General features: G+C 39.6%; 11 protein-coding genes and 1 pseudogene. 8 read left to right on the top strand and 4 right to left on the bottom strand.

The window, feature by feature from the left end; translation table 11 throughout:
- Nucleotides 1-61: 61 nt before the first annotated feature.
- Complete coding sequence (locus TZ90_RS02070) at nt 62-1,135, bottom strand: DUF2974 domain-containing protein (RefSeq protein ID WP_045611197.1); 1,074 nt, start codon at nt 1,133-1,135, stop codon at nt 62-64.
- 155 nt (nt 1,136-1,290) lie between these two features.
- On the opposite strand from TZ90_RS02070, the gene TZ90_RS02075 reads away from it, so the two are divergent.
- The 4 genes from TZ90_RS02075 (at nt 1,291) to TZ90_RS02090 (ending at nt 6,581) form a co-directional block, all read left to right on the top strand.
- Nucleotides 1,291-1,968 carry a response regulator transcription factor gene (locus TZ90_RS02075; protein WP_000548991.1) on the top strand — a complete coding sequence of 226 codons (678 nt, stop codon included), beginning with the start codon at nt 1,291-1,293 and terminating at the stop codon, nt 1,966-1,968.
- A complete protein-coding gene (locus TZ90_RS02080; protein WP_045611199.1) occupies nt 1,961-2,935 on the top strand; it encodes a HAMP domain-containing histidine kinase in 975 nt (324 codons plus the stop codon). Before TZ90_RS02075 ends, TZ90_RS02080 begins: the two co-directional genes overlap by 8 nt.
- Nucleotides 2,936-3,733: 798 nt before the next feature.
- On the top strand, nt 3,734-5,245 hold the full coding sequence (locus TZ90_RS02085; protein ID WP_033686826.1) for an ATP-binding cassette domain-containing protein: 1,512 nt from the start codon (nt 3,734-3,736) through the stop codon (nt 5,243-5,245).
- Between the two features lie 286 nt (nt 5,246-5,531).
- Complete coding sequence (locus TZ90_RS02090; RefSeq protein ID WP_033686825.1) at nt 5,532-6,581, top strand: DUF389 domain-containing protein; 1,050 nt, start codon at nt 5,532-5,534, stop codon at nt 6,579-6,581.
- Between the two features lie 152 nt (nt 6,582-6,733).
- Here the strand turns inward: TZ90_RS02090 and thrS are convergent, their stop codons facing one another.
- The 3 genes and pseudogenes from thrS to TZ90_RS10350 form a co-directional block, all read right to left on the bottom strand.
- The gene (gene thrS / locus TZ90_RS02095) at nt 6,734-8,677 is read right to left on the bottom strand and encodes a threonine--tRNA ligase (RefSeq protein WP_045611201.1); all 1,944 of its coding nucleotides are present in this window, start codon (nt 8,675-8,677) and stop codon (nt 6,734-6,736) included.
- A 40-nt stretch (nt 8,678-8,717) separates the two neighbouring features.
- Nucleotides 8,718-8,898, bottom strand: a pseudogene (locus tag TZ90_RS10680) (hypothetical protein).
- A 100-nt stretch (nt 8,899-8,998) separates the two neighbouring features.
- On the bottom strand, nt 8,999-9,373 hold the full coding sequence (locus tag TZ90_RS10350; protein ID WP_045611203.1) for a hypothetical protein: 375 nt from the start codon (nt 9,371-9,373) through the stop codon (nt 8,999-9,001).
- Between the two features lie 204 nt (nt 9,374-9,577).
- Between TZ90_RS10350 and rpsO the strand changes: the two genes are divergently transcribed.
- From rpsO to TZ90_RS02120, 4 genes are all read left to right on the top strand, one after another.
- Nucleotides 9,578-9,847: a 30S ribosomal protein S15 gene (rpsO, locus tag TZ90_RS02105; RefSeq protein WP_001018251.1), complete on the top strand. Its 270-nt coding sequence runs from the start codon at nt 9,578-9,580 to the stop codon at nt 9,845-9,847.
- 715 nt (nt 9,848-10,562) lie between these two features.
- Nucleotides 10,563-11,183, top strand: a complete 621-nt coding sequence (locus tag TZ90_RS02110) for a CadD family cadmium resistance transporter (protein WP_045611205.1) — start codon at nt 10,563-10,565, stop codon at nt 11,181-11,183.
- 258 nt (nt 11,184-11,441) lie between these two features.
- Nucleotides 11,442-12,488, top strand: coding sequence for a FecCD family ABC transporter permease (locus tag TZ90_RS02115; RefSeq protein WP_045611206.1), 1,047 nt, complete (start codon nt 11,442-11,444; stop codon nt 12,486-12,488).
- Nucleotide 12,489: 1 nt separating this feature from the next.
- Entirely contained in the window at nt 12,490-13,245 is a 756-nt protein-coding gene (locus TZ90_RS02120; RefSeq protein WP_045611207.1) for an ABC transporter ATP-binding protein, read from the top strand.
- Nucleotides 13,246-13,261: the final 16 nt, after the last annotated feature.

The following is a 13,261-nucleotide window of genomic DNA, read 5'->3' on the forward strand; positions in this document are numbered from 1 at the left end:
TGCACATGAAAGTATGTATTCTAGGTCTTTTGTTTTATATACATTTGATTTTTGAAAGGTACTATCTATTTTTCCATGCTTGGTAACGGGTATCAATCAATAACTGGGTGAGGCGTCCCATGGTTTCCCTTTCTTCTGGAGTGAGAGATTGAGCTTGGACAAAGAGATGATGAATGTGTTCGATAGCCTTTAAGGAAGACAAGTCATTGATAGAAGTAATACCAGAATCAAGAATGGTGCCAAAGAAGAGATCGAAGTAGAGCTGGAGTTCTTCGTCAGGGACTGTGGCCACCCACTCCTTGAAGGTTGTGTCAACTTGTTGGCTATCACTGTTGGTCTTATCCAGTTGAACGAAGTGTTTGTCCTCAATCTGCCAACTAAAAGTATCATGCTGGGCGATACCACCTAAGGCAGTACTTTGAACAATGATTTGGTAGGCAGGGATTTCCAACATCATACCGATAATGGAACCTTGTGGTATGAAGACCTTGGTTCTATCCATTATCCTTTGATAGCCCTCGGTTTGGGTCAATTCTTTGTGGAGACCAGGCGCATCAAAGGTATAAACTGCTGTGATTTGATTCTGCAAGCTTTTCTCAATTTGGCTAGCAGCATAGATGGCTAGATTTCCTCCCTTGGAATGCCCGGCCAGAATGACCTTTTGCTTAGGATGGTGGGCAAAAAAGTTCTTTAAATAGTGGAGGGCGTGCTTTTGAGCAGGAATTTCCTTCATATAGGTGAGGTGGAAATCTTCCTTCCAGCCAATGATACTGTCATCTGTTCCACGAAAGACAATCAGATAGGTGTCGAGAGTGAGACGGTAGGTCATAGCCGCAAATTGTTTTTGCAGTTCAGGGTCGATGTCGTTGATGAAATGGGAGAGTTTGCAATTTTTGAAGCGCTTGTGTTGAGCTAGTTCATCTAATAGCTGGAGGCGATTTTTACTGGTCAACATGTTGGGCTCCCTTGGAACCAGAGGTGCTAGGTCTAAGAGACGTCTAGGATTTGTTGAGACCAGATTATCAAAGGAGAGATAGGTGGTTTCTGTTAAGGCTAAAACATCTAATTCATTCAAAGGTAAGTCGTAAAAGGAATCGTGTGCGACATCTTTCAGATAGTCAAAAATATTGGCCATAAGAACTCCTTTCTTTTTATTTATCTTATCAAATTTCCCTCAAATTAGCTAGTAGCATTGCCTGTTTGTACTAGCTAAAAACAAGCTCTTTCAAATTCAGTTTCAGACCTTCCAGCATGGAAAAATCTGTTATAATAATAGAAAAGGAGGAGCGCATGCACAAGATTTTATTAGTAGAAGATGATCAGGTCATTCGTCAACAAGTCGGAAAAATGCTCTCTGAATGGGGATTTGAAGTGGTTCTGGTAGAAGACTTTATGGAAGTTTTGAGTCTATTTGTTCAGTCGGAGCCTCATCTGGTCCTCATGGATATTGGTTTGCCCTTGTTTAATGGTTATCACTGGTGTCAGGAAATCCGCAAGATTTCCAAGGTCCCCATCATGTTTCTATCTTCGAGAGACCAGGCTATGGATATCGTCATGGCAATCAATATGGGGGCGGATGACTTTGTGACCAAGCCTTTTGACCAGCAGGTTCTTTTAGCCAAGGTTCAGGGCTTGTTGCGCCGTTCCTATGAGTTTGGGCGTGACGAGAGTTTACTGGAATATGCTGGTGTTATCCTCAATACCAAATCCATGGATTTACATTATCAAGGGCAAGTCTTGAATTTGACCAAGAACGAATTCCAGATTTTACGTGTTTTATTTGAGCATGCAGGCAACATCGTAGCGCGTGACGACCTGATGCGAGAACTTTGGAACAGTGACTTTTTCATTGATGATAATACCCTCTCAGTTAATGTGGCTCGTTTGCGTAAAAAGTTGGAAGAGCAGGGCTTGGTAGGATTTATCGAGACCAAGAAAGGGATAGGGTACGGATTAAAGCATGCTTGATTGGAAACCATTTTTTCTAGCCTATCTGCGCTCCCGTAGTCGTCTGTTTGTCTATCTGCTTTCTTTGGCATTTCTGGTTTTGCTCTTTCAGTTTTTATTCGCCAGTTTAGGAACTTACTTTCTCTACTTTTTCCTGCTGTGTTGCTTTGTAACCATCTTATTTTTTACTTGGGATATATTGGTAGAAATGCAGGTCTATCGTCAGGAACTTCTCTATGGGGAGAGGGAAGCCAAGTCTCCTTTGGAAAGGGCTTTAGCAGAAAAATTAGAAGCGCGTGAGATGGAACTTTATCAGCAGAGGTCAGATTCAGAAAGAAAACTGACGGATTTGCTGGATTACTACACCTTGTGGGTCCATCAGATAAAGACCCCCATTGCAGCCAGTCAACTCTTAGTTGCAGAAGTAGCTGACCGCCAACTGAAGCAGCAATTAGAACAGGAAATTTTCAAGATTGATTCCTATACCAATCTAGTTTTACAGTACCTGCGTTTAGAAAGTTTCCATGATGATTTGGTCTTAAAGCAGGTTCAAATCGAGGACTTGGTTAAGGAGATAATTCGTAAATACGCTCTTTTCTTTATTCAAAAAGGCTTAAATGTCAGTCTACATGACCTTGATAAAGAAATTGTGACGGATAAGAAGTGGCTACTAGTGGTTATTGAGCAAATCATCTCAAACAGTCTAAAGTACACCAAGGAAGGTGGTCTGGAGATTTATATGGAGGGGCAAGAGCTTTGTATCAAGGATACGGGAATCGGGATAAAAAACAGTGATGTCCTCCGAGTCTTTGAACGCGGTTTCTCAGGATATAATGGACGCCTGACCCAGCAGTCATCTGGACTTGGACTCTATCTATCTAAGAAAATTTCTGAAGAACTGGGTCATCAGATTCGGATCGAGTCTGAGGTCGGAAAAGGAACGATAGTGCGGATTCAGTTTGCTCAAGTGAACCTAGTCCTTGAGTGAGCAGAGACAATGAGTTTTTACCCAATCTCTTTTTGCTATATTTCAGGATATTTGAAGACTGTTTTTTACAAAATCAATAATAGAATTTTTAATACGGAATATAGTATAAATACTGGTTCAAAGTGAAGTTTTGTATGCTTTATACTTTTGTTGAGTATAAAATCTATAAACTAAGGGTGAATTACAAAAATTAATTTGAGATGAAGTGAATTGTAGACTTGGGAAATGTCTCCTATTCGATTTCAGAATGAATCGTTGATACAGGATTAAAAGAACTGCAGCTTTCTTTTTATTTTGAATGAGATAGGTGTATATAGATTTGTGTAACTGGTGTAGAACTGTTTCCAAGAATTTATTGAATGTATCGAATACACACATTCTATTGATTTTGAACCAGTTTTTAATTTCTAAATGTTATAATAGTTTTATCAAGTAAAAGGAGACTGCCATGATTGGAGACAATATAAAATTCTTACGAAAATCACATAATCTGATATAACCAGAATTTTCACGGATTGTGGGTGTGTCACGAAATAGCCTAAATCGTTAGAAAAACTGAAAAAGCTTACTTTCAATAGAAGTATTGGAAATATTCATTTTACATCTATCAAAGAAACATGGGATAGACCTATATTTTACAAAATAGCAAATTATATTTTGAATGATAGTAAAAACTGCAGTACTTGTGTGATTTACAATTATTGCACTCAATGTCCGAATATCGCACTATCTGAAATAGGGAATAGTAGAGATTGTTCTGCGATATGTAAAAAAACGCATTAGCAAGGAGTATCGTATATGCTACCATATCTTAAAACTATTAGATGGTATCTCTTCTTTAATTTTCTTTTTGGTGTAGTATCGAATATCTGCACAGCTTTGTTACCGTATTTCACGCAGGCATTAATCAAAGGGGATTATCAAGTAGCTCTATATGGTTACTCTATGTCAGTGGCAGGCTATTTGAGTTGTAACTATATCCAAATGATACTTGATTGGAAGCAGGGGATTATCTTTTCGACTACTTTGAAAAATGAGTGGTTTCGTTCACTTCTGGGACTCAGTCACCACGATTTTAAGCAGAAAACAGTAGCAGAGTATATTTCCTATCAATCTAATGACCTAGATTCGTTGGAAAAGGATTACCTTCCTCCATTGATGAGTTTTATCAAACAAATTTTACGTATCATCATTTACGCTTTCATTATTAGCAGAACAATTAATCCTATTGTATCACTGATTTTAATCTTTTCCACTGGAATTAGTATTCAAATTCCTAAAATCGTTGGGAAGTTGACCGCTAATCGTAGACAGGTTTACTTGAAAAAACAAGGAGATTACTATCGAACTTTGGAGGATTTGCTTATGGGACATCATTTGGTAAATAAACTAACTATGTCGCATTTTTTGAATCAACAAAAGAGTTCTCTAAAGAATTTGCAGGATAAGTATTTTAAGTATGGTTTGACAAAAATTACAGGCATCTTATTGACAGGTGTTTCTTTTGAATTCATTAGTCTTGTTCTGTTTATTTATTTAGCCTACTCTCTATCTCACCAGCAACTCGGTATTCCTGAGGTGGTGGCGAGTTTCGGATATATTAATGCTTTTTCTGAACCAATACAGGAAATCCTTTATGATTTACAAATGTTAGAGTCCGTAAAGCCTGTAATCAAGAGTTTTCAAAACATTGTTGGGAGACCCGTTTCAGTTCAAGCACCTCAACATTCTTTTGATACGATTACTTTGAAAAACATTTCCAAACAACTGGGAGAATCAAAATTGATAATTACTTCCGCTACGATTCAAAAAGAGGATAAAATTGCGCTTATTGGTAAGAATGGGTCTGGAAAAAGTAGTCTTCTCAATATTTTAAATGGAACAGATGAAGATTTTGAAGGACAAATTGTGCTAGATGGGCTTGTTTTGGACCATCTTTGGGGAAGATTCGGTATGATTCTGCAACAAGAACATACATTTATTTCGAGTTATGAAAATAATGTAACGCTATTCAATAGTTTCAATGAAAAATTCAGAGAAGAAGATTTTGAAAAAATTCCACCACAATCCCTGTCAGGTGGTCAGCAACAACGAATGTATTTAAATCGTGAGAAAAATCGTAAAAATCCATTGCTTATCCTAGACGAACCTTTCTCTGCCTTGGATACTAATCAGTTTAAAATGGAATTGGAAAGAGTTCTGGAACTACCAAGTGCCGTCATTGTTACTTTACATCGCCAAAACGAATTATTAAGTAAGTTTGACCAAGTTTGGGAAATTAAGAATGGAGAACTTGTAATTTTGAAATAGCTAAATTATAAAGAATAAAACACATAGTATTAAGGAGAGATACCGTTTTTCCTTCTTCGGATAAGGAAACAAAAATTTCTTGCTTCATCTATCTATTCAATTGATAGATTTCGTCAGAGAAAGACTGTAAAATTTTTGATATAATGTTAAGGATGGACTGACGGATATTTAAAAGATAATGTTCAAAAGAATAACAGGTGAGAAGAAAAATATGTAAGATTGGACAGAAGTCTCTCTACCTTCATCCATGCAGAAACAAGATTATATGAAATAAAAGGAGTAACCAATGACCAGAAACTATTCAACACGTGAATACCGTGAGAAATTATATGATGATCTTCATGTTCGATTAAGAGATACAGTGATTTTGATGTGTGCGATTTTTATTGCCTCTATCGGCCTAAATATGAATTCAACGGCTGTCATTATTGGAGCCATGCTGATTTCCCCTCTTATGACACCGATTGTTGGACTGGGGTTTGGTTTAGCTATTTTTGATACGCGTTTAATCAAGCAATCTCTAGAGGTTTTATTTACTCAAGTATTGGTCAGCTTGCTTGTCTCAGCTCTGTATTTCTGGATTTCTCCTTTATCTTATGAAAGTAGCGAATTGATTGCACGAACCTCTCCAACCATTTGGGATGTTCTCATTGCTATTGCTGGTGGGATAGCAGGTTTCATTGGTTCAAGGAAAAAAGAAGCAAACAATATCGTACCAGGAGTAGCCATTGCAACAGCTCTGATGCCACCTATCTGCACTGCAGGTTACGGTTTAGCTAATGGAAATGTACGATTTTTATTTGGGGCTCTTTATCTTTTCTTGATCAACTGTGTCTTTATCATGCTAATCAACATTGTTGGAACAAGAATTATGATGAGAAAATCTCCCTTAAGTTCATTTAAAGAGCTAAACATTAAAATGAGAATTGGCTTGATATCCTTGATTGTATTATTGATTCTTCCAGCCAGCTATTCAGCAGTCACTCTAACGATAGATCAAGCGCGAAAAGAAGGAATCAAACAGTTTGTAGGAAAAGAGTTCGCCAATCACACGGTCATTAATCAAGTCTACAAATCAAGAAACAATGAGTTGGTCTTGACGGTTGTTGGAGATCCGATTTCAGAAGAAGAATTAGAAACGCTCCACCAAAAACAAGCCTCTTACGGTATTCAATCTGTTCAATTGAAAGTCAATCAAGTTCATAATTCGACAAAATTAGACAGTGATTCGACCAAGGAATTTTATGAAACCATTAACAAGTATATCGATCAAAAACTCTCTGAAAAGGATTCACAAAAAGATCTTGTAAAAGAAAATGAAGCAGACAAGGATTGAGGATACTGACTTTATCTAACTCATGAAAGTAAATCTTGTGTGGTGCTTTGACCAATCACTACTAGCTCAGATTAAATAAAATATAAAAAGCAACAGCTGAAATAGTTGTTGCTTTTTCTGGCTCTGAAAATGTTTCTCAGACTGTGATTGTTTTATTTCTCAACGCGTGATTTGTTGGCAATATCAGCTAGGATAGCTTGAACAAAGTCATCAACTGAGACAGTTTGTGTTTCTTTTTGTCCGTAGCGACGAACGTTGACTGTTCCGTCTTCCATTTCCTTGTCCCCAACGATCAATTGGTAAGGAATCTTGCTTGTTTGTGACGCACGGATCTTGAACTGCATTTTTTCATTGCGCTCATCTACATCTGCACGGACACCACGGTCACGGAGTTTTTTAGCTACTTCCCATGCGTAGTCCACGTGTTTTTCGTTAGATACTGGGATGAGAGTTACTTGGTGAGGTGCTAGCCATGTTGGGAAGGCACCCTTGTAGTTCTCAATCAAGATAGCTGTGAAGCGTTCCATAGTTGAGATAACTCCACGGTGGATCATAACTGGACGGTGCTCTTCACCATCAGCTCCGATATATTTAAGGTCGAAGCGTTCTGGAAGCAAGAAGTCAAGTTGGATAGTAGAAAGAGTTTCTTCTTTTCCAAGAGCAGTCTTAACTTGAATATCCAATTTTGGTCCGTAGAAGGCTGCTTCACCTTCGGCTTCAAAGTAGTCCACGCCCATTTCATCAAGGGCTGCACGAAGCATGGTTTGAGCATTTTCCCACATCTCATCATTATCAAAGTACTTATGAGTATCTTGAGGGTCACGAAGAGAGAGGCGGAAGCGGTATTCATTCAAGTTGAAGTCTTCATAAACATCGATAATCAACTGAAGAGCACGTTGGAATTCTTCTTGGATTTGTTCTGGAGTCACAAAGAGGTGACCGTCGTTAAGAGACATTTCACGTACACGTTGAAGACCAGTAAGGGAACCAGATTTTTCGTAGCGGTGCATCATACCGATTTCAGCGATACGGATTGGCAACTCACGGTAAGAGTGAACATGGTGTTTGAAGACTTGGATGTGGTGCGGACAGTTCATCGGACGAAGGACAAATTCTTCCCCGTCACCCATGTCCATAGTTGGGAACATGTCCTCTTGGTAATGATCCCAGTGACCAGAAGTCTTGTAAAGTTCAACAGAAGCAAGTGGTGGAGTGTAGACGTGTTGGTAGCCTGAAGCCAATTCCTTGTCTACGATGTAGCGTTCCAACTCACGACGGATAGTTGCCCCATTTGGCAACCAGAATGGAAGTCCTTGACCAACCTCTTGAGAAATCATGAAGAGGTCAAGCTCTTTACCAAGTTTACGGTGGTCACGTTCCTTAGCTTCTTCACGCATTTGAAGGTAGTTTTTCAAGTCTTTCTTGTCAAACCAAGCTGTACCATAGATACGTTGCATCATAGCGTTGTCGCTATTTCCACGCCAGTAAGCACCTGCTACATGGAGAAGGTGGAAGATTTGGATGCGGCCTGTTGATGGGACGTGAGGGCCACGGCAGAGGTCTACATATTCACCCTGACGATAGATAGTCAAACCACCTTCGTCTTCTGAGTGTTCTTCAATCAATTCCAACTTATAAGGGTCATTTTTGAAGATTTCACGTGCCTCGTCTTTAGTCACTTCTTCACGGATTGATGGGAAGTTTTCTTTGACGATTTTTTGCATTTCTTCTTCGATACGAGGAAGGTCTTCGTTAGAGATTTGACCAGCAGTTTTGTCAGTATCGTAGTAGAAGCCGTCTTCGATGGCTGGACCAACTCCCAAGTGAATGTCTGGGAACAGACGACGAGCTGCTTGGGCGAACAAGTGAGCAGCTGAGTGACGCAAGATTGGAAGGGCATCTTCGTGATCAGGTGTCACAATTTCGATGCTTCCATCTTCAGTGATAGCACGAGTAGTGTCGATGAGTTTGCCGTTGAATTTACCAGCCAAGGCTTTTTTAGCTAGGGAATTGCTGATAGATTGGGCAATTTCAAAAGTTGTAACGCCAGATTCGAATTCACGAACAGCGCCATCTGGGAAAGTAATGTTAATCATGATGTTCTCCTTACTTATATTATTGACGAATGTGTTAACCCTATTCTGAAAACAGGGACAGAGGACTGTGAAAGCTAGAAAAACAAAAAGCGACATCCTCGAAAGGACGTCGCAACGTGGTTCCACCTTCATTTATGTTCCTCAAAAAAGAGGGACACCTCTGATTGGCTCTAACGTGGCCACCGTTTTATGTTTTCATAAAAACTCAAGAGTAGTATCAGTTTAGGCTTTCTATGCGTTTCCAGCAACCACGCACTCTCTAGTAGAAAGGGACTAAGTGACTTGTCTCTATGGATTATTATAGCATGATTGTGAGATTTTTCAAGGATTTTGTGAAAGTTTTTTGTTTTTCATTTTTTGTAGAATATGCTTGATACCAATACCGGAAGCCATGCCCACCAGAGCAAAGGTTTCATAGGCTAAAAAGTAGAACCAGATAAATTCACCAAAGGTTATGATAGTAAAGCAAAAGAGCAGTCCGTTACCAATTAACCACCAAAGTGAAAAACGGAAACGGTAGCTATAAAGTAGCGATACAATCAAGATTACCAGAGGTGTATAGAAGAGAATATTATTTACGTAGAGACTCTTGAGCAAAAGGGGGTCAGAAATGATTAGTGATAACAACTCATAAAGTGGCCAATAAAAGAAGAATATGACCAGATAGTAGGGGAGATGGAAATAGAATCTACGCATGATAATCACCTCGTTTTAAAAAACAGATAACTTAGATTTCTTGCTATGATTATTATAGCATCTTTAAAACAAGAAAGTAAATCTGTTGACAAAGAAGTTAGTTATTGGTAGAATAGGGATTGTCGTAAAGACAAATAACTTCTTCTTGGTTACAGGCATGCCAACCTGTCACTCGGATGAAGCCAAATAAAAAGGAGAAACATCATGGCAATCTCAAAAGAGAAAAAAAATGAAATCATCGCACAATATGCACGTCACGAAGGTGATACAGGTTCAGTAGAGGTTCAAGTTGCTGTCCTTACTTGGGAAATCAACCACCTTAACGAACACATCAAACAACACAAAAAAGACCACGCTACTTACCGTGGATTGATGAAAAAAATCGGTCGCCGTCGTAACTTGCTTGCATACTTGCGTAAAAACGACGTTAACCGTTACCGTGAGTTAATCAACTCTCTAGGACTTCGTCGCTAATCTTGCGTCTAAACCGTTTCTATACTTCGTTGGCTTCGGCTCGATGTACCATTAGTACAACCTTCGCCTCGTCGCCTAGTCTATAAAAGGTTTATCCAGCAAGAATCATGATGCTAAGGGCGTAAGAAATCCGTATGAAAATAGGGAAACGACACCGTGTTCGATGAACACAAGGAGTTCCATCTTTTTCACTAGGATTTTAGCCTGAGCTCAAATCAGCTCTCTGACTTCAGAGGGCTTTTTTATTGAGGTTTTATCGGTCACAATTTTGGAGACTACAAAAACCGCATAACAGGAAGCCGTCAGCAACATGATGTTTTATCGGTCACAATTTTGGAGACTACAAAAACCGTTCCTAGCATCATGATTTTACCAACGGAGTTTTATCGGTCACAATTTTGGAGACTACAAAAACCTCAAATGGTATCAGCTAATTACACCATAAAGGTGCGTAGCTACTCGGCTTGAAAAGCCGAGTAGCTGTCTGCAAGCCCCCTCGGAGAGCCCACACTTTACGAAGTAAAGTATAGTATGTTATACTTTACATGGAAGTAGTCACCGAATTCCAGTTAGAAATTACTTTGTAACTACGTTTTGAGGAGGAGTAAAATGCTTTCCTATGTTCGACATTACCCACTAGCGATAGCTAAATTAATGTGTCTGTGCTCTCCTAAAATCTGCTGATTTATTACTGACCAATACAGGAGGTTTTTTTATGGGACAGACAATCATATCTGCTATTGGTGTTTATATTTCCACCAGTATCGATTATTTAATTATTTTATTTATTTTATTTGCACAGCTATCACAGAATAAACAGAAATGGCATATTTATGCGGGGCAATATCTAGGCACAGGCTTACTTGTAGGGGCGAGTTTAGTTGCTGCTTATGTCGTTAATTTCGTGCCTGAAGAATGGATGGTTGGATTGCTTGGTTTAATCCCTATCTATTTAGGGATTCGCTTTGCAATTGTTGGAGAAGGTGAGGAAGAAGAGGAAGAAGAGGAAGAAATTATTGAAAGATTAGAACAAAGCAAGGCAAATCAACTGTTTTGGACAGTTACATTGCTGACAATTGCGTCTGGCGGAGATAATTTAGGTATCTATATACCTTATTTTGCTTCGTTAGATTGGTCACAGACCCTCGTGGCCTTGCTTGTGTTTGTAATCGGCATAATTATCTTATGCGAGATTAGTCGGGTGTTATCCTCTATTCCGTTAATATTCGAGACAATTGAAAAATACGAGCGAATCATTGTACCCTTAGTATTCATTCTACTTGGACTATACATCATGTATGAAAATGGCACGATAGAGACTTTTCTGATCGTGTAGATTTTTTTGTTTCACTAGGATTTTAGCCCGGGCTCAAATCAGCTCTCTGATTTTCAGAGGGCTTTTTATGTTGTCACCTTACATCGATATACTCAAGTATTATCTTTGCTTATGCTTCCTAACACTGTATGGAAAAACCAACCATAATTTTTCTGATTTTAATTGTATTTTTTCCATAGCTTGTTACACAGTTGAAAATATGGTATACTTTTCATGAGAATTTTCTAAATTTTTAAGATTCTATCAAAGGAGGTTTGCATGCTTTCCAAATTTTCTGGAAGCCGACAAGACCAGCAATTTGTGTTACTTTTAGGTATTTTGCTAGGTGTTTTAGGGATTTCTCTCTTTCTAGCAGTTTCTATGGGATCTGTTGCGATTGATCTAGGAGCTACCTATCGGATTATTTTGAGCAGGTTGGGATTTCCTCTTGAGATAGGAGAGGTTTCCAAGTCTACTCTTGCCATTGTATGGAACATGAGATTCCCTCGAGTATTGTTAGGTCTGATAGTGGGGGCTGGTCTTTCTATGTGTGGTAGCGTGATGCAGTCTACAGTGAACAATCCCATCGCAGAGCCTTATGTCTTAGGAATATCTGCGGGTGCAACTCTAGGGGCAACCTTGAGCATCATTCTTGGTTTAAAAGTGATGATTAGCCTTGGAGCTTTTCTTGGAGCTATTTTGGCAACAATTGCTGTCCTCATCATTGCCTCTATGCAGGGAAGGATGACGACTTCTAGTCTGATTTTATCAGGAACCGTGGTCAATGCTCTCTTTCTGGCTTTTTCAAACTTTATTATCTCAGTTGGAGCTAATGCGGATAGTGTGATGACCATTAAGTTTTGGACCATGGGCTCGCTCGCTGGGACTTCCTGGGCAGACTTGGTCCTGCCAACTATAGTAGTAGGAATGGCCTTTCTATTTTTCTCTACCCAGTATCGTGTTTTTAATGCGATGATGATGGGAGATGAGGCTGCTTTAACTTTGGGAATTCCCTTACGCTTTTATTGGTATCTTTATGTGACCATGGTGGCTGTGCTGACAGCAGTCTTAGTGGCAACCTGTGGGATTATTGGATTTGTCGGTCTGATTACTCCACATTTAGCTCGAGGGTTAGTAGGAACGAATTATAAGAGGCTTTTTCCTGTTGCAACCTTGCTAGGTGCCCTCTTTGTCATCTGGGCAGACGTACTCTCTCGTATCATCATTCCAAACGCAGAGCTTCCTATTGGTATTTTCACAGCCTTAGTAGGTGCTCCCTTCTTTATCTACATTGTTGGAGGTAGGCGAAGGGAGGTGAGGAGCTGATATGGACTTGATTTGTCAGGATGTCCACTTTGGACTGGGAGAGAAAAAAATCCTCAAGGGAGTTTCTCTTAAAGTTGAAGGGAATCAATTTCACACGATACTAGGACCAAATGGAAGCGGGAAAACCAGTCTACTTAAACTCCTCTATCGTCAGGAAAAGGCGGACAAAGGCTTGATAAGCCTAGATGGAAAGCCTCTGGAACAATGGACGCTCAAAGAAACAGCCAAGCAAATGGCAGTTGTGACCCAGTTTAACCAACTGCAGTTTGATTGTACAGTTGAAGAAATCGTCTTGCTGGGAAGAACTCCCCACCTCTCTTTTTTACAGAAGGAAAGGGAAAGGGATTTTACGCTCGTTCAAGATGCCCTCGTTAAGGTGGATATGCTCGAGAAGAAAACTCGTCTCTATTCGTCCCTGTCGGGGGGAGAGAAACAGCGAGTTTTGTTAGCCCGCGCCTTGGCGCAAGAACCGACTCTCTTGCTCCTGGACGAACCAACCAATCACCTGGATATCAGGTATCAGCTAGACTTGTTGGCCATTGTGAAGAATCTCAAGGTCAATGTTCTAGCTGTCCTGCATGATATTCAACTTGCTTGTCGCTATTCGGATTATCTCTATCTGATGAAAGAGGGGGAAATCCTTTACCAAGGGACTCCAAAGGAGACCATCACCCCTGAGTCATTGCAAACTGTATATGGAGTTCAAAGTCAAGTGACTTGGACCGAGGATCAGCAAGCCATGATTCACTATTTATAAGAATGAAAAGGAAAAC

This window comes from Streptococcus mitis (assembly GCF_000960005.1).
Lineage (GTDB): Bacteria > Bacillota > Bacilli > Lactobacillales > Streptococcaceae > Streptococcus > Streptococcus mitis_CK.